Genomic DNA, 16,600 nt, shown 5'->3' on the forward strand with positions numbered 1-16,600 from the left:
CTGACCGCCTGTCCCGAGGCTCTGCAAACCCATGTTGTGACGCAACATGGGTTTTTTGCTGCGCGAGAACGCGGTGCCCGAAAGGCGATTTTTCTGCGAAATTCACGGCGTGTCATGCGGGGTCCAAAGCAACTGCATACAGATGACAAACGCCTGAATTGAATTATGGTTCCGGTGTTTTTTGCCATTGCAGACCCACCCTGTGACGGCTATACGACGCATATAGGCACCTGTAGCTCAGCTGGATAGAGCGCTGCCCTCCGAAGGCAGAGGCCAGAGGTTCGAATCCTCTCAGGTGCGCCATATCTCCCAAGTCAGAACTGATTGCTGAACATGCGCGATGTTCGCGTGCAGCTGGACGGCAAGGGCTTGCCGGTCAAACCGGCAGAAGTGGACGCTGCTCCGCCCACGCACTATTATTGGTTAATCCCGACAAATCCGGGGCGGGAGAGAGCGGCCTGCGTCCATGATGGAATGGTTTTACCCGTGGGTCGCTCGTTTTGCCCCTGACCGATCTGGTCGTTTTGACTGCGCGGTTTGCGTCTGTGCCTGCTGTTGGCCACGCGAACCGCGATGCGGGCGTTCACAAAAAAGGTCAGACCGAAGCCTGACCTTTCTTATTCTTGTCGCTGATCCCGGATCAGGCGCGGCGGCGGCGACCACCGGCGCGGCCTCCCCGACCTCGGCCCTCTTCGCCTTCTTTTGCAGGCTCTTTGTTGGCCCTGATCCACTCCCCACCGTGGGGGTCGTTGTTGGTCAGCAGGTTGGCGGCGCGGATGGCCTCCATCTCCTTGCCGGCGCGTGGCTTGGTGGAGCCCAGACCGAACATCTGAACAAAAGCTTCATCTTCCATGCCTTCGGGGAGGATGATGCCCGCGGCCTCAACTTCAGCTTTCTTCTCTGCGATCTTTTTCTGAGTGATCGGCAGAGCTACCGGGTTCATGATTGCGGACGTCATACCCGCGCCCATGGCCATCGGCAGGAAGGCATTGTTGATGCCGTGACGGTTTGGCAGACCGAAGGAGACGTTGGAGGCACCACAGGTGGTGTTGACGCCCAGCTCTTCGCGCAGGCGGCGGACCAGAGCGAAAACCTGCTGGCCGGCAGTCGCCATCGCGCCAATTGGCATCACCAGCGGATCGACCACGATATCATGCGCCGGAATGCCGAAATCTGCGGCACGCTCAACGATCTTCTTTGCGACAGCAAAACGCACATCGGGATCTTCGGAAATGCCGGTGTCGTCGTTGGAAATCGCCACCACAGGCACGTTGTATTTCTTAACCAGCGGCAGAACATGCTCGAGACGCTCTTCCTCGCCGGTGACGGAGTTCAGCAGCGGGCGGCCTTCGGCGGCTTGCAGGCCGGCCTCAAGCGCGCCGGGCACCGAGGAGTCGATGCAGAGCGGCGTATCGGTGAGGCCCTGCACCAGCTCCACGATCTTGGTCATCAGCGGTGGTTCGGTTTCATTCGGGTTCGGGTTTGAGTTGTAGACAACGCCCGCATTGATATCGAGGATATTAGCTCCCGCCATCACCTGCGCGAGCGCGTCTTTCTCAACCGTGGAGAAATCACCCGCTTCCAGCTCGGCCGCCAGTTTCTTGCGGCCGGTGGGGTTGATCCGCTCACCGATCACGCAGAACGGCTCATCAAATCCCAGGATTGCGGTTTTTGTCTTAGATTCTACGACAGTACGGGTCATTGTTTATCCTTGGGAATTGACCGGCTGCGCTGCTGCGCCGCCGTTGTTGATGGCCCAGGTGGCGTTGGTCTTGATGCCACCCAGCGGGAAGAAATGCACATTGGTGATGTTGAAATCGGGGTTGGCAGCCTTGTGGGCGGCCAGCTCGGCGATCACATCGGTCGGCTCATAGGGCAGCAGCAGTTTGGAGACATCCATCGCGCGCTTCTGCAGAACCTTCAACGAGGGGCCAACACCACAAGCGATGGCGAATTTGATCAGCGTCTGCAGCTTGGCCGGACCAGCGATACCGATGTGGATCGGCAGGTCAACGCCAGCAGCCTTGATGCTGTCTGCCCATTCGATAATTGGCTTTGCCTCAAAAGCGAACTGCGTGGCCAGCGCCATTTTTGCGTCCGTCCGCTCAGAGAATTTCTGTTTCCACAGAAGCGCATCAGAGACGTTCTTCATGCTGCCGTCGGGATCGATATCCTTGTTGCCCTCGGGGTGGCCCGCCACGTGCAGATTGCTGAAACCGGCCTTGTCAAATAGTCCGGTTTCCAAAAGCTGCATGGAGCTGTCGAAGTCCCCATGCGGCTTGGCCACGCCGCCGGCCAGCAGCAGCGCCTGTTTGACGTCAGCCTCGCCCTGATAGCGTGCGATCCAATCGGCCAGTGTCGCCTCATCCTGGATGATGCGGGCGGGGAAATGCGGCATCACCGGGAAACCCTCGGCGTTGATGCGCTTGGCGGTCTCCACCATCTCCTCAATCGGGGTGCCTTCGATATGGGCGATGTAGACGCGGGTGCCTGCGGGCAGCAGATCGCGGAAATTCTCGACCTTGGCGGCGGTGCGCGGCATCACCTCAATCGAGTAGTTTTCCAGAAAGGCCTCGACCTCGGGGCTGCTGGGCTGGACTGCGCCTGCATCGCGTTTCTTGAAGTTCAACAAAGCCATCGTGGCCTCCCATAAAGATGTCAGGCTCATGCCCATCCGTCGTTGGCGATCAGTGTCTTCAGACGGTCCTGATCATAATCCGCTTCCAGACGCTTGGCCTCGGCCTCTGCGATGTCTGCAGGCTCACCGTCAACCGCATAGGGCGCCGCCTTGCGCCACTCTGCGAGATAGGCATCGGCGTCCTTTGCATTCACCTTCATGGCGGCGCGGTCGATGGCTTGTTCAAACCGCTCTTCCAATTGGCGTTTTGCCCCGCGACGGCCTTTGCCGACGATGATCTGAGCGGGGATGTCGCGCCAGTATACGATGGTGACGTCGGGCATTGCCTTGGCTTCCTTTGCGTCTGTGTAAATGCGTTTCTAGTGTGGCATCGCCGGGCGCGTTCGTCGGATTTCGACCTGACATTGGTTCTGAGCGACCTTTTTCCGGGTCGCTTCTGGATAACAACGCGGCCCGGCGCTGGCTACTGCGTGGCTCCCTCATAATATTCAACAGCTTTATGAATTTGACCGGCAAAGCGTTCAAAACCGTTCAAAAAACGTCAATTCGCGCGACAGCAAATCGTCATTGGGGCGCTCGGCCCATCTTGCACGCAGCGATGTGCCCACATATGCTTGGATCAACACGATTATCGGAGGGCGTGAATCATGGCGCCCAGGCGTTCCAAAGGTGCGGGCGCATTTCCCCGAGCGGTAGAGAGCCCTGCACCGGCCCGCCCAGATCCTGATGCGCTCTATGCGGCGCTCGATCTGGGAACAAATAGCTGCCGGATGCTGATTGCCCAACCCAAGGGCAGCGGCTTTCATGTGGTGGACAGCTTCTCAAAGTCGGTGCAACTGGGTGCCGGTTTGGAGCGGACCGGGCGTCTATCGCGCGCGTCCATGGCGCGCACCATTCAGGCGCTTCGGATCTGTCAGCAGAAACTGAAGCGCAACCGCGTCAAACGGATGCGGCTGGTCGCGACCGAGGCCTGTCGCCGTGCCAAGAATGCGCGTGAGTTCATTCGCCAGGTGCGCCGCGAGACCGGCCTGACGCTGGAGATTATCCAACCAGAGGAAGAAGCGCGTCTGGCGGTGATTTCCTGTGCACCATTGGTGTCGACCAAAACGGATCAGTTGCTGGTGGTCGATATCGGTGGTGGCTCTACCGAATTGGTCTGGATCGACATTTCTTCGATCCCGCGACGTGATCGTCCTTCGGCGATCATGCGGCTTCATGCGGGGTTTCACCCGGCAGAGAGCCCCTTTCCCGCCGCCAAGGTGGTGGACTGGATCTCCGTCCCTCTGGGGGTGGCGACGCTGCGCGATCAATTTCACGATGTCGAAGACGATGCCGCGCGATTTGCGCTGATGAGCTGGTTTTTTGAGGAAAACCTTGCGGATTTTGCCCCCTATAAGGATGAGCAGACCCGGCAGGGGTTTCAGATCGTCGGAACCTCCGGCACGGTGACGACCGTTGCCGCCTCCCATTTGGGGCTGAAGCGGTACGACCGGACCAAAGTGGACGGGCTGCGGATGACAAGCGATCAGATTGACAAGGTGATCCGCTCTTATCTAGAACTCGGCCCTCAAGGGCGCCGCAGTGACCCGCGAATTGGCGAGGACCGTCAGGCGCTGATCATGTCCGGTGCGGCAATTCTGCAGGCCTTGTTGCGGTGCTGGCCGACAGATCGCCTGTCGGTGGCGGACCGGGGCCTGCGCGAAGGTCTGCTTTATGCACAGATGAGCGCCGATGGCGTGTTGGAAGACGGGCCGTTCTAAGGGCCGATAGAAATGATGCGTTCGACAACAGGTCCACTTGGGACCTCGGGCGACAAGGAACAGCGGATATGGCAAAGACACCCACGGGAAAAACACCCACTGGCAAAAACACCTCCGGGCGCGGGCAGCGTGATCTGAAGGTCAAGGTGAAAACCGCCCGTGGGCGCAAGCTCAGCTCAACCCGCTGGTTGCAGCGGCAGTTAAACGATCCTTATGTGAAACGTGCGCAGGCCGAAGGTTACCGTGGGCGCGCGGCCTATAAGATTATGGAAGTTGACGATAAATTTCGGTTTCTCATCAACGGCGCGCGGGTGGTTGACCTCGGTTGTGCGCCGGGTGGCTGGGCACAGGTCGCGGTCAAGCGGATCAATGCCTTGGGTGAAAAACCAGGCAAGGCGGTTGGCCGTATCATCGGTGTCGATCTACAAGAGGTGGAGCCGCTGCCCGGTGCCGAATTCCATCAACTGGATTTCATGGATGACGGTGCCGACGACAAGGTCAAGGAATGGCTCGGCGGTAAGGCAGATGTGGTGATGTCAGATATGGCCGCGGCCAGCTCCGGTCACAAACAGACCGACCACCTGCGGATCATCTCCCTCTGCGAGACGGCAGCTTACTTTGCCTTCGATGTACTTGAGGATGGCGGGACGTTTGTTGCGAAGGTGCTTGCCGGTGGCGCGGAGGGCGAGTTGCAGAAACTGCTGAAGCAGAAATTCACCAAAGTCTACCACGTCAAACCGCCATCCTCGCGGTCCGATAGCTCCGAAAAATTCGTGGTCGCCACCGGTTTTCGCGGCGATGCATCAGACGCTGCGGAAGACTAACGCCAGTTAGACATGTTCGGGTGGGTTGATAACCCCTGCCCGATGGTGTTCAGATCAGCGCGGCGCCGCACTGCCAAAGGAGCGGAGCGCCATCGTCTGCAGGGCAAGCGTTTCCAGCGAAGTGCCTTCAGCACGCAGGGTCACACGAGGCATGTCCACACGCCTGGGCGGCTTGCCCTCTGTGCGACGCGCAAACAAGCGCTGGACCAATGGGCGGGTCGGAAGTTTGTTTTGCAAAAGACGCATCTGATCCTCATACCATATGAGCTGTCGTGGCTGGTATGATCTGAGGATAGATCTATCACTGGGCCGTGATCGTGACCCAATTGTGGCAAGACTGCCTTATTGTTGCAATTTCCGAAACAATTTCGTGCGAACCCGTAGATTTCGCCCCTCAAGCCCTGATGTCTTCAGGCCTTGGTTTTTGAGGTGGGGTGCAGCAGCACGCCGTTCAGCTCCGCCCCGAGGATTAGGATGGCAGAGTTGAGGTAGAGAAAAATAAGCGCTGCCATCGCCCCCGCCAGCCCAGCGTAAGTCGCAGAATACGATGCGAAACTGCTGATATAGATGGCGAAGGCCAGCCCTGCCGCCCACCACAGGACCACCGTCAGGATCACGCCCGGCAGCACTTGCGTGAAGCGGTGGCGTTTGGCCGGTAGCAGCATGTGAAAGGCGCAAACAGCAATCAATGGGATTACGGCGACCAATATGCCATTCAGACCGCTTTCCCAATTGCGGGCAAGGGGCACCTGCGGGAAGAAGCTGGCCAGATGGCGCGCATAGAGCGGCAGGATCAGCTCAAACACGGCTGCTGCCATGATACCGGCACCGCCAAGGATCACCAGGCCGATGCACAGGCCACGGGTTTTCCAGAATGGCCTGTGGTCCCGCTCATGATAGGCCTGAACCATCGCCAACCGCACCGCATCCACCCCGTTTGAGGCAAAGTAGATCGCAATCACACCCCCCAATGTCACCACCCCTGTCGAGGAGGTTGCAAGGACGGAATACACCTCGCGCACAATCGGATCAGAGACGCTGTCGGGCCAGGAGCCAAAGACCAGTTCGACCAGATTTTTCAGATCAATCCCGTCAGAAAACGCCCCCGCTACCGCACCGGTCAGCGCAACGGTAAACAGGATGAACGGAAACAGGGCCAGCATCAGCGACATGGCAATGTGGCTGCTCAGCACCCAGCCATTCTTGTCGTTGAACCGCTTGGCGGCCAGATACAACGCATAGGCGCCGGGCTTGACATAGGGACGGATGCTCATGGGAAAACGGTCTCATAGCTTGGATCGAAAAACCAGCCCTTTCAGGGAGATATGGCCAAAGGCGCCTACCGAATGTAGGGTCGGGCTCAAGATGAGCCACGGAGGGGCGCTGTGATGGTCGAGGTGGTGATAAGCACATCTGCGCTGCTGGTGATGTGGGGGCTTGCAGGGCTTGCCTCTCTCAAGGCGGCGCGCACCGCGCGCACACCTCAGGGCGCTATCGGCTGGGTGGTGTTTTTGCTCTCAGCGCCGTTGCTCGCACTGCCGCTGTATCTCTTCTTCGGACAGCGTAAATTCTCCCGCTATCGCGCAACACGGCGTGAGGCGGAACGGGTGCTGAACGCGCTGCGCGTCTATTCCACCCGTTATACCCAGGACCGGGATCAGCTTGCGGTGAATCAGGCGCCTTTTGAACAGCTCGCCGGATATCCGGTCTGCCGGGGCAACAGCTTTGAGTTGCTGATCAATGGCAACGACATCAGCGATGCGATTATCGAAGCCATTGATGCAGCCGAGGATTATGTGCTGGTTCATTTCTACATCGTGCGGGACGATCAGATTGGCCAGCGGCTCAAATCTGCGCTCATCAATGCGCGGGGGCGCGGGGTGGCCGTTTGGTTTATGACCGATGCCGTTGGCAGTCACGGGCTTTCGCATCAATACCGTGCGGATCTGGACGCGGCGGGGGTCAATCAGGTCGATCCAAGCACCCGGCCCGGCCCCAAACATCGCTTTCACCTCAACTTTCGAAACCACCGCAAGACGATGATTGTTGATGGTCGGGTTGGTTTTACCGGTGGGATGAACATTGGTGATGAGTATATGGGCCGCGATCCCAAATTTGGCGACTGGCGCGATACGCAGGTGCGGCTCAGGGGTCCTGTGGTCCAGCAGCTGCAGCTTGGCTATGCCGAAGATTGGTTCTGGTTGACGGAGGATCCGATCCTTGACCTGCTGACCTGGGAATGCGCGCCAGTGGCAAAGGGGGGGAAACCTGCTTTGGTGATTGAAACAGGCCCCGGCGACAGCACCGTCAACGGCTCGATGCTGTATTTCTCTGCAATTGCTGCCGCCCAGTCGCGGGTCTGGTTGTCATCGCCATATTTTGTGCCAGATCAGGATGTTGTGGCTGCGTTGAAAAACGCCGCTCTGCGCGGCGTCGATGTGCGCATCTTGCTGCCGGATACTGCGGATCACTATGCACCGTGGCTGGCTGCCTATGCCTATTTCGACGACCTGCGCGATGTCGGTGTCGCGATCTACCGGTATCAGGCCGGGTTTCTTCACCAGAAGGCGTTCGTGGTGGATGATAGCATTGCGGCGGTGGGTACGATGAACCTCGACAATCGGTCATTCCGGTTGAATTTCGAGAGTATGGCGCTGTGTTTTGATAGCGAGACCGCAGATCAGGTGGCCGACATGCTGGAGCAGGACATGGCGTCTGCGCGCCTTTTGACAACCGATCTGGAGGCGCAACCGCTGACAATCAGATTTGGTGCGCCGGTTGCCCGTCTGCTGGCCCCTGTGCTCTAAATTCTGACCACGAAATCTCAGCGCCCGCTGACCGGCGCCGTGTCTTCCAAGAGGAAGACTTCACGCAGGGCAGCGACCAGAAATGCCGTACTGATGCCAAAGGCAAAAAGCCCCGTTACCGCACCAAAGGCCGCGAATATCCGCATTCCCTCGCCCAGAACGATATCGCCGTAACCCAGCGTTGTGTAAGTGGCCAGCGAGAAATAAATCGCTGTATTCCAATCACCTATGGCGCCGGAAAAGATCAACGCCGTGGCCCAGATCCAGACTTGCAGGGTATGGGCAAAGACTATCAGACCGATCGCCACCGCAAGTACGACGCTGATTTGCAAGAACCGCCGCCTGCGCTGTAGAATTCCCAGCCGTTCGCGCAATATATGAATGCAGAAGACCAGCAATCCGGCTTCGACCACCAGACAGATACCAAGGTACAAGCTGCCCATCAGCAGCTGTTGGATGAGTGTCATGACCCCTGCCCCTTATGTGCCGAGTTTCTTACGGTCGGCACCTGCATCTCCTGCAACCGAACCGGCCTAGATCGCGGCTTTGTGCAGTCTATTCACTCAGCGTTGGGACATGCAATCGCGATAATGCTGCTTGACCAGTCGTTTGCGGCGCGCCTCTGGTGTATTGAAATAATCGTCACGATCCTCGGCCTCCGATCCACGACGGGATCCGGCGCTGCGGACCTTGCCATCCTGCACGCTGATACCAATACGGGCGGTGCCGGAGAACGTGATCCCGACGCGATCATTGCCCAGCCGCAAGTGATCGGTGGCATCGCTACGGGGTGCCCCTGCATAGGCCTCGGCCCGGCTGCGGCACTGCGCCTCGCGACTGGTGTTTCCAGTTTCCGCCAGAGCGGGCTGGCCCAGACAGAATGCCAGCATCCCCAGTGCGACAATTTCACGGCGGTGACGGGATGGCAGTGGGAGCAGCGACATGGCAAAACCTGATTTAAGCGGCCCGGTAAAATGACATGGGCATTGCTCAAATGGGGGCTAGATCCCACCGGGTCAATGCTGTGCAGTGTGCGGGCGCATTGTATGTCGGCAGCAGGCTGCTGCGGCGCGGTGCTGAATAAAGCATTAAACAGATAAAACTGTTGTATTGTCAAAAGGTTGCGAAGTGATGCTCATCATTGAGGACGTCAACAAGTCCTATCAAGGTCCCTCCGGTGATATTCCGGTTCTGAATGGGGTATCACTGCATCTGGCAGCCGGGCGCAGCCTGGCCCTGACCGGGGACAGCGGGTCAGGCAAAAGCACACTTCTCCATTTGGCGGCCGCTTTGGATCAAGCCGACAGCGGGCGGATTATGGTGGATGGCATCTCCCTTGAAGGGTTGGATGATGCAGGACGTGCCGCCCTCAGGCGTCAGCAGGTCTCATTGGTGTTTCAGCAGTTCAATCTGGTTCCGGCTCTGACCGTGGCGCAGAATATCAGCCTTCATGCCCGGCTGGCCGGGCGCGTTGATCCGGGTTGGATAGAGGCACTGACGGAGCGACTTGGGTTGGCGAAGTTTCAGGAGCGCTATCCCGAGCAGCTTTCCGGCGGACAACAACAGCGTGTTGCCATTGCGCGTGCCCTGGCCATGCGGCCAAAGCTGCTTCTCGCGGATGAGCCAACGGGAAATCTGGATGAAGGTTCAAGTGCTTCGGTGATGGCACTCATGCTGGATCTGGTGCGCGAAACTGGCGCCGCGCTGCTGCTGGTGACGCATTCGCAGGCCATTGCCTCACAGCTTGATCAGCAGCGTCATCTTAGCACGGGGCGCCTTGATACTGACAGCCGCTATGAAATGAACTCGTCCGGTGGGACCCTGCGCGAGGGCAAGGCGTGATCAGGGCCACATTCACGGCGATCCTGTCGCATTGGCGCCTGCATCCGCTGCAGCTGGCGATGCTGGTGACCGGCCTCGCGCTCGCTACGGCGCTCTGGTCTGCGGTGCAGGCCATCAACGCAGAGGCCCGCGCCAGCTATGCTGAGGCTGCGGCGCGCATCTCCCCGTCAGGGCAGACCTATCTGACGCCTCAGGATGGATATATCGAACTGGATCAATATGTTGCCCTTCGACGTGAAGGTTGGCAACTGTCACCGGTGTTAATCGGAACACTTACAGAGGATACCGCCGAAGCGGGCGCGACGGATCTGGAAGTGGTTGGGATAGATATCCTGTCGCATCCGATGATGGCCCGGCTGGCTGCGACGGACAGCTCCTCTGACGAAAGCGCGCAGGCGACGTTGACCCCTGCGGACCTACTGCTGGCCCCCGGTCATCTGTTTGCGCATCCTGACAGTAATCTTGATCTGCTATTACGCATCCTGCCACCTGTGACACGCACCACAGCGGTGCCGCGTGGGGTGGTGGTCGGCGATATCTCAACAGTCGCGCGCCTTCTGGGAAAACCGTTTTTGATCAGCCGGTTGATGGTCCTTGATGAGCAACCCATCGGCCTGCGCCCACTGGCAGAACTGGCCCCACAGCTGCGCCTGCAAACGGCCTCCACCGGCGCGGATACCGCGCAGCTGACGCGGAGTTTTCACCTTAACCTCACCGCTTTTGGGCTGTTGTCCTTTGCGGTGGGGTTGTTCATCGTGCAGGGCACCATCGCGCTGGGGATTGAGCAGAGACGAGGTCTGTTCCGCACGCTGCGCAGTTTAGGTGTGCCGCTTAATACGCTGGTTGCGCTTATTTTTGCAGAACTTCTGGTGATAACACTGCTGGCGGCGCTGCTGGGTCTGATCCTCGGCTACCTGATTGCCGCGGCCTTGCTCCCCGGCGTTGGGGCGACATTGTCCGGGCTTTATGGCGCGTCGCTGGACGGCAGCCTGCAGCTGCGCCCCGGCTGGGTGTTTTCCGGTCTGGCAATGGCACTGGCGGGGATGGCGCTTGCCGGGGCGCAGAGCTGGGTCGGCCTGTCGCGCCTGCCCATTCTGGCGGCTCCCGCTGCGGCGGCGCGGGGTCAGCAGGCCCTGCGCGGGCATCGCCTCTCCGCACTGTCCGGCGCGCTCCTTGTGTTGGGCGCGGTCGCGATCCCTGCGCTGTTCGACGGGCTGCTTGCGGGGTTTGCCTTCCTTGCGGGGCTGATGCTGGGGGCCGCGCTTCTGCTGCCCTTGGCGCTGTCCCGGTTGGCATCGGTTGGCGTGCAGCTGGCACGCAAGCCGGTAACGCTATGGCTCTGGGCGGATATGCGGGCGCAATTGCCCGGACTTTCGCTGGCACTGATGGCGTTACTGCTGGCGCTGGCGACGAATATTGGTGTTGGAACAATGGTATCCAGCTTCCGCCTCACGTTCTTGGGCTGGCTGGATCAGCGATTGGCGTCTGAGTTGTATATGACGCTGCCGCAGGAGGAGATGGCCAAAGACGTGCTGCCGTGGCTTGCCGACAGGGGAATCCGCACCCTGCCGATCCGCCACAGTGACGAGCGTTATGTGGGACCAGACGGTATCGGCGCACCGATGGAGGTCTACGGGGTGGTGGATGATGCCACCTATCGCGACAACTGGCCGCTATTGCAGGCAGAGCCGACGGTCTGGTCGCAACTGGCCGCGGGGCGTGGCGCGCTGATCAATGAACAGCTGGCGCGGCGCGCGGATCTGGGTTCCGGAGACACGCTGGTGATCGCGCCGGACTGGCGGATGCGGATTGCCGGGGTTTATTCCGATTACGGAAATCCCAACCCGCAGGCAATCGTAGGGCTTGAAACGCTGCTGCGGCATCGTCCACTGATTGAAAACCGCCGGTTTGGTCTGCGGTTGCCCCCTGCTGAGGTCGCAGAGATCCGCGCAGCGCTGCAACGTGAGTTTGGTCTGCCGCGCAGCGCCTTTATCGACCAAAGCGCGCTCAAGGCGCAGTCGTTGGCGATTTTCGATCGGACCTTTGTGGTGACAGGGGCGCTGAACCTTCTGACCTTTGGCGTGGCTGGATTTGCCATGCTTACCAGCCTGTTGACACTCTGGAGCCAGCGCCTGCCGCAATTGGCGCCGATCTGGGCCATGGGGCTGACGCGCCAACAGTTGGCCCGGTATGAAATCCTGCGCAGCGTGATCCTTGCGGGGCTGACCGCACTGTTGGCGCTGCCTTTGGGGTTGCTGCTGGGCTGGGCGCTTCTGGCCGTCGTCAACGTTGAGGCCTTTGGTTGGCGTTTGCCGATGTCGCTGTTTCCGTTGGACTGGCTGCAATTGCTGCTGATGGCGCTTGTTGCGGCAGCGCTGGCCGCCGCCCTGCCCGCCCGTCGGCTGTCGAAGCTGAAACCCGCCGATCTGTTGAGGGTCTTTGCCAATGAACGTTAAACGCGCCCTTGCGGCAGTTGTCAGCAAATTCACCCTGGCGGCGACATTGCTGGCGCTGCCCGCACCGCACGCTGCCGCGCAGGGCTATGCCGGATTGGGAACCGAGGCGGAGGGCTTTGCCGTGCCGGTCCCCAGTCGCCCGCTGGTATTTCCACGCGATCACGCCCCCCATCCCAACTACCGAATTGAATGGTGGTATCTGACGGCCAACCTGACCGGGGACGACGGGCGTGATTACGGCGTGCAATGGACGCTGTTTCGCTCAGCGCTGCGACCCGGGGACGACAGGCAGGACGACGTAGGATCGGTCTGGACCAACCCACAGATCTGGATGGGCCACGCAGGGTTGACGACGCGTGACGCCCATCACTCCGCCGAGCGGCTGGCCCGCGGCGGCATCGGTCAGGCCGGTGTTTCCACTGCGCCGTTTGAGGCCTATATCGACGATTGGCATATGCGCAGCCGCGACCAAGACCTGCGAGATCTGACCTTGCGCGCAACGGGCGAGAGTTTCCGCTATAACCTGTCGCTTAGCGCAGAGGGGCCGCTGGTGATGCAGGGTGACGCCGGCTATTCGGTGAAATCAGCGGATGGGCAGGCAAGTTACTATTATTCTCAGCCGCATTACCAGGTAACCGGGACGCTGGACCTGCCTGACGGACCTGTGGCGGTGACGGGGGAAGGCTGGCTTGATCGTGAATGGTCCAGCCAGCCGCTGTCAGAAGATCAGAGTGGTTGGGACTGGTTTTCACTGCGGTTTAACAGCGGTGAAAAACTGATGGGCTTCCAGTTGCGCGGTGCCAGCCTGTTCACCTCCGGGACATGGATCGCTGCTGACGGCACCCCAACTCCGCTAGAGCCGGGCAGCCTGCAGGCAACGCCTGTCACGTTCACTGAGGTATCCGGGCGCAAGGTGCCGACGGAATGGCAGCTGCGCCTGCCTGCGCGCGGGTTGGACGTTCGTGTCTCAGCGATGAACCCGCAGTCTTGGATGGAGATGTCCTTTCCCTATTGGGAAGGTCCGGTACGCCTCAGCGGCAGTCACCTTGGCAAGGGGTATCTTGAGATGACCGGCTACTGCGCCCCAGCGGACTAGTGGGCGGCAAGAGCATCTCACACAGAAGTAAAAAAGGGGCGCCATCAACGGGCGCCCCTTTCACATGGGTTAGCAGTGGTTTCGGATCGGCTGGTCAGCGCACCACATAGACCGAACAGGTCGAATGCCGGATCACCCGTGCCGCATTGGGGCCCAGCAGGTAATCCGACAGCTCCGGCTTATGCGCGCCGATCACGATCAGATCGGCACCGGCCTTGTCGGCGACCTTCAGGATTTCCTGATAGGCTTTGCCGGTGGCAACCACATGGCGCACCTTGGCGTTGCGCTCAGTCCCCAGGAGTTCCTCACAGAGCTTGCCCAGATGGTCGGCGGTTTCCTTCACGGCGCGGTCATGGTGATGGTCCTCAAAAAACCCCGAGACCCAGCTTTCGCCGAAATCGGGCAGGACATTGACCACATCCAGCTGTGCCTGATCCAGATCCGCCAGCCGCGCCGCTTCGCGCAGCACCTTGGCATCAATGGTCTTGTCGCTCAGTTCCAATGCGCAGAGAACGGATTTGCTCATGCCGGGACTCCTTCCTTGCTGGCCCGTGCGCGCTGCAAGAAGGCGATCATCGCCAGTAGCAGCAGCGCCGGGATGAAGATCAACTCCTTGGGCAGTTGGTCTGCCGGGGCCTGCACACTCAGCAGGCGGACAGGTTCATCACCGTAGAAATCGAAGCTGTCCATGCCGGATTGCGCAGGCGTGCCGAACATCGGCTCATCCAGCTTCACAACCCCGTCCTCGGGCAGCAGCATCAGGCCAAAGGCATCAACCTGTGCCTGACCGTCGCCACCATCAGCGACCGGCAGGATCAGCGTGGTGGTCTTCTGCTCTCCGGTGTCGAAGTCGGGCCCCTCCACGGTGATCCGCAACTCACTGCCCGCAGGGGCCGCGGCAACGGTCTCCACCAAAGCCGCCGGATCCGTGTTGGCAAACGGAGGCATCAGCCGGTTCATGAAGAAGTCCGGGCGGAACAGGGCAAAGGCGACCAGAACCAGCAGGACACTTTCATAGATGCGGTTGCGGGTGATGAAATAGTTCATCGTGCCAGCGGTGAAGGCAAGAATGGCGATGGTCGCAGAAATGGCCACCAGAATGCCCTGCACCCAGCCCACATCAATCAACAGAAGATCGGTGTTGAAGATGAAGACAAAGGGCAGCGCCACCGTGCGCAGACTGTAGAAGAACGCAACAAAGCCGGTTCGAATGGCATCGCCCCCCGACACCGCAGCAGCGGCAAAGCTGGCCAGACCCACAGGCGGTGTCACATCCGCCATGATCCCGAAGTAGAACACAAAGAGATGTACCGCGATCAGCGGCACCACCAGCCCGGATTGTGCACCAAGTTCAACCACAACGCCCGCCATCAGAGAGGACACCACGATGTAGTTCGCCGTGGTCGGCAGCCCCATGCCCAGAACCAGCGAGAGAAGGCCGACCATGATCAGCATCAGGATCAGGTTGCCGCCGGACATCAGTTCCACCAGTTCCGACATCACCTGACCAACGCCGGTCAGCGTTACAGTGCCGACGATGACGCCTGCGGTGGCTGTGGCCAGGGCAATGCCGATCATATTGCGCGCGCCGTCAATCAGCCCATTCCACAGATCATGCACCCCATCCAGGAAGCTGTGCGCCAAGGTGCTTTGCCCCCGGAACAGCGCTTTCAGCGGTTTTTGGGTCAACAGGATCACAAACAGCAGTGCCGTCGCCCAAAAGGCCGATAAACCCGGCGACTTCTGCTCAATCATCAGGAAGTAGACCAAGACGATGATCGGCAGCAGATAGTGCAGACCCGCCTTGTAGATCTCGCCGACAACCGGCAGTTCGACCTCCGCCGCATTGGGATCATCCGGCACCAGATCGTCAGTTCCAGCCGCCAGCCACAATAGCCCCAGATAGGCTGCAACCACCAAGAGCGACAGGACAAGGCCGGAGGCGCCGGGGATGGCTGCGGTGATTGCTTTGATCGGGTATTGGATGCCGTAGCAAAGTGCAGCAAACCCTGCGAAAAACGCAGCCATGCCGCCGATCGTCCGTCCCATAGACACAACGCGGTTGCCCAGCGTGGGCATGTTGCGCTTCACCGCCTCAAGATGGACGATATAGACCAGTGCGATGTAGGAAATCGCCGCCGGCAGGAAGGCATGGGTGATCACCTCGACGTAGGAAATGCCGACGTATTCCACCATCAGGAAGGCCGCAGCGCCCATCACCGGCGGCATGATTTGGCCATTCACAGAGGAGGCAACCTCGACCGAACCGGCCTGCTCCGAACTGAACCCCACCCGCTTCATCAGCGGAATGGTGAAGGTGCCGGTTGTCACCACATTGGCGATGGAAGAGCCGGAAATCAGACCGGTAGCGGCAGAACCGACCACCGCAGCCTTGGCCGGACCACCCCGCAGGTGACCAAGGGCACCAAAGGCCATTTTGATGAAATAGTTGCCAGCCCCGGCCTTATCCAAAAGCGCCCCGAACAGCACGAAGAGGAACACGAATTTGGTGGAAACACCCAAGGCGATGCCAAACACACCTTCCGAGGTGATCCACATCTGCTCCATGGCGCGGTCCAGCGATGCGCCTTTCCAGCGGATCACATCGGGGACCAGCTCCGACGAGCCGAAGAAAACATAGAGCATGAAAACAGAGGCCACGATGGCCATCGCCGGTCCGAGCGCGCGGCGCGCGCCTTCAAACAACAGCACAAGGCCGATCGCAGCGAAGATCGTGTCGATGCCATCACCCTTGCCACCGGAATTCACGATTTTCTCGTAGAAGATATAGCCATAAAGTGCGGTAAATGTACCGATCAGGGCAAGGATCCAGTCCTGAATCGGGATCCGGTCCGTCGGGCTGGATCTCAAGGCCGGATAGGCCGCGTAGGCGAGAAAAATCGCAAAAGCCAAATGAATCTGGCGTGAGTTATTCACCACGCTGCCGGGCAGCAACAGGTTAGAAACTGGCGAGGCCAGCACCACCTGAAAGAGCGACCATATTACCGCTACAATCGCCAGAAATAGCCCAACCGACCCAACCGGGTTGCGCGCGCCGGCATCTGAGGATGCGACGAGGTCCTGTAGCTCTTCTTCGGTAAGCGGTCGATTTCCTTGAACATCGGATGTCATGGAGTATCCCCCTGAGGCCGTCAGTATCCGCGGCCGGTTATTCTT

14 protein-coding genes and 1 tRNA gene are annotated in these 16,600 nt (G+C 59.7%); 7 read left to right on the forward strand and 8 right to left on the reverse strand.

Features of this window, described 5'->3' with window-relative positions; genetic code table 11:
- The first annotated feature begins 226 nt into the window (after positions 1 to 226).
- Positions 227 to 303: transfer RNA gene (locus D1820_RS03985), tRNA-Arg, on the forward strand.
- Positions 304 to 640: 337 nt separating this feature from the next.
- Here D1820_RS03985 and D1820_RS03990 read toward each other — a convergent pair.
- The 3 genes from D1820_RS03990 to D1820_RS04000 are packed head-to-tail and all read right to left on the reverse strand — an operon-like array spanning position 641 to position 2,961.
- The gene (locus D1820_RS03990; RefSeq protein WP_118067949.1) at positions 641 to 1,702 is read right to left on the reverse strand and encodes a methyltetrahydrofolate cobalamin methyltransferase; all 1,062 of its coding nucleotides are present in this window, start codon (positions 1,700 to 1,702) and stop codon (positions 641 to 643) included.
- Positions 1,703 to 1,705: 3 nt separating this feature from the next.
- A complete protein-coding gene (locus D1820_RS03995; protein WP_118070014.1) occupies positions 1,706 to 2,638 on the reverse strand; it encodes a methylenetetrahydrofolate reductase in 933 nt (310 codons plus the stop codon).
- 26 nt (positions 2,639 to 2,664) lie between these two features.
- Positions 2,665 to 2,961, reverse strand: coding sequence for a virulence factor (locus tag D1820_RS04000; protein WP_061049542.1), 297 nt, complete (start codon positions 2,959 to 2,961; stop codon positions 2,665 to 2,667).
- 324 nt (positions 2,962 to 3,285) lie between these two features.
- On the opposite strand from D1820_RS04000, the gene D1820_RS04005 reads away from it, so the two are divergent.
- Together D1820_RS04005 and D1820_RS04010 are read left to right on the forward strand one after the other, a co-directional pair.
- Positions 3,286 to 4,398 carry a Ppx/GppA phosphatase family protein gene (locus tag D1820_RS04005; RefSeq protein ID WP_014874712.1) on the forward strand — a complete coding sequence of 371 codons (1,113 nt, stop codon included), beginning with the start codon at positions 3,286 to 3,288 and terminating at the stop codon, positions 4,396 to 4,398.
- Positions 4,399 to 4,466: 68 nt separating this feature from the next.
- Positions 4,467 to 5,222: an RlmE family RNA methyltransferase gene (locus tag D1820_RS04010; protein WP_096868797.1), complete on the forward strand. Its 756-nt coding sequence runs from the start codon at positions 4,467 to 4,469 to the stop codon at positions 5,220 to 5,222.
- A 410-nt stretch (positions 5,223 to 5,632) separates the two neighbouring features.
- On the opposite strand, the gene D1820_RS04020 is transcribed toward D1820_RS04010, so the two are convergent.
- Positions 5,633 to 6,496: a YihY/virulence factor BrkB family protein gene (locus D1820_RS04020; RefSeq protein WP_102896967.1), complete on the reverse strand. Its 864-nt coding sequence runs from the start codon at positions 6,494 to 6,496 to the stop codon at positions 5,633 to 5,635.
- Positions 6,497 to 6,610: 114 nt separating this feature from the next.
- Between D1820_RS04020 and cls the strand changes: the two genes are divergently transcribed.
- Complete coding sequence (gene cls / locus D1820_RS04025; protein ID WP_118067951.1) at positions 6,611 to 8,029, forward strand: cardiolipin synthase; 1,419 nt, start codon at positions 6,611 to 6,613, stop codon at positions 8,027 to 8,029.
- A 17-nt stretch (positions 8,030 to 8,046) separates the two neighbouring features.
- Here cls and D1820_RS04030 read toward each other — a convergent pair whose 3' ends face one another.
- Entirely contained in the window at positions 8,047 to 8,496 is a 450-nt protein-coding gene (locus tag D1820_RS04030) for a potassium channel family protein (RefSeq protein WP_118067952.1), read from the reverse strand.
- A gap of 96 nt (positions 8,497 to 8,592) precedes the next feature.
- Positions 8,593 to 8,973: a hypothetical protein gene (locus tag D1820_RS04035; protein ID WP_118067953.1), complete on the reverse strand. Its 381-nt coding sequence runs from the start codon at positions 8,971 to 8,973 to the stop codon at positions 8,593 to 8,595.
- A 187-nt stretch (positions 8,974 to 9,160) separates the two neighbouring features.
- On the opposite strand from D1820_RS04035, the gene D1820_RS04040 reads away from it, so the two are divergent.
- From D1820_RS04040 to D1820_RS04050, 3 genes are read left to right on the forward strand one after another with little or no spacing between them, the layout of a single operon-like run.
- Positions 9,161 to 9,871 (forward strand): ABC transporter ATP-binding protein, encoded by a 711-nt coding sequence (locus D1820_RS04040; protein ID WP_118067954.1) that lies wholly within the window; start codon positions 9,161 to 9,163, stop codon positions 9,869 to 9,871.
- Positions 9,868 to 12,327 carry an FtsX-like permease family protein gene (locus D1820_RS04045; protein WP_118067955.1) on the forward strand — a complete coding sequence of 820 codons (2,460 nt, stop codon included), beginning with the start codon at positions 9,868 to 9,870 and terminating at the stop codon, positions 12,325 to 12,327. Before D1820_RS04040 ends, D1820_RS04045 begins: the two co-directional genes overlap by 4 nt.
- Entirely contained in the window at positions 12,317 to 13,423 is a 1,107-nt protein-coding gene (locus D1820_RS04050) for a lipocalin-like domain-containing protein (RefSeq protein WP_118067956.1), read from the forward strand. The genes D1820_RS04045 and D1820_RS04050 overlap by 11 nt, the downstream gene beginning before the upstream one ends.
- Positions 13,424 to 13,517: 94 nt before the next feature.
- On the opposite strand, the gene D1820_RS04055 is transcribed toward D1820_RS04050, so the two are convergent.
- Both D1820_RS04055 and D1820_RS04060 read right to left on the reverse strand, forming a co-directional pair.
- Entirely contained in the window at positions 13,518 to 13,949 is a 432-nt protein-coding gene (locus D1820_RS04055) for a universal stress protein (protein WP_118067957.1), read from the reverse strand.
- Positions 13,946 to 16,555, reverse strand: coding sequence for a TRAP transporter permease (locus tag D1820_RS04060; protein WP_118067958.1), 2,610 nt, complete (start codon positions 16,553 to 16,555; stop codon positions 13,946 to 13,948). Before D1820_RS04060 ends, D1820_RS04055 begins: the two co-directional genes overlap by 4 nt.
- Positions 16,556 to 16,600 lie beyond the last annotated feature (45 nt).

This window comes from Phaeobacter sp. LSS9 (assembly GCF_003443595.1).
Taxonomy (GTDB): Bacteria; Pseudomonadota; Alphaproteobacteria; order Rhodobacterales; family Rhodobacteraceae; genus Phaeobacter; species Phaeobacter piscinae.

Bases quoted from the DNA above. Each gene is read 5' to 3' on its own strand.
- D1820_RS03990 (WP_118067949.1), bottom strand. From the start codon at position 1,702: ATGACCCGTACTGTCGTAGAATCTAAGACAAAAACCGCAATCCTGGGA.
- D1820_RS03995 (WP_118070014.1), bottom strand. From the start codon at position 2,638: ATGGCTTTGTTGAACTTCAAGAAACGCGATGCAGGCGCAGTCCAGCCC.
- D1820_RS04000 (WP_061049542.1), bottom strand. From the start codon at position 2,961: ATGCCCGACGTCACCATCGTATACTGGCGCGACATCCCCGCTCAGATC.
- D1820_RS04005 (WP_014874712.1), top strand. From the start codon at position 3,286: ATGGCGCCCAGGCGTTCCAAAGGTGCGGGCGCATTTCCCCGAGCGGTA.
- D1820_RS04010 (WP_096868797.1), top strand. From the start codon at position 4,467: ATGGCAAAGACACCCACGGGAAAAACACCCACTGGCAAAAACACCTCC.
- D1820_RS04020 (WP_102896967.1), bottom strand. From the start codon at position 6,496: ATGAGCATCCGTCCCTATGTCAAGCCCGGCGCCTATGCGTTGTATCTG.
- cls (WP_118067951.1), top strand. From the start codon at position 6,611: ATGGTCGAGGTGGTGATAAGCACATCTGCGCTGCTGGTGATGTGGGGG.
- D1820_RS04030 (WP_118067952.1), bottom strand. From the start codon at position 8,496: ATGACACTCATCCAACAGCTGCTGATGGGCAGCTTGTACCTTGGTATC.
- D1820_RS04035 (WP_118067953.1), bottom strand. From the start codon at position 8,973: ATGTCGCTGCTCCCACTGCCATCCCGTCACCGCCGTGAAATTGTCGCA.
- D1820_RS04040 (WP_118067954.1), top strand. From the start codon at position 9,161: ATGCTCATCATTGAGGACGTCAACAAGTCCTATCAAGGTCCCTCCGGT.
- D1820_RS04050 (WP_118067956.1), top strand. From the start codon at position 12,317: ATGAACGTTAAACGCGCCCTTGCGGCAGTTGTCAGCAAATTCACCCTG.
- D1820_RS04055 (WP_118067957.1), bottom strand. From the start codon at position 13,949: ATGAGCAAATCCGTTCTCTGCGCATTGGAACTGAGCGACAAGACCATT.
- D1820_RS04060 (WP_118067958.1), bottom strand. From the start codon at position 16,555: ATGACATCCGATGTTCAAGGAAATCGACCGCTTACCGAAGAAGAGCTA.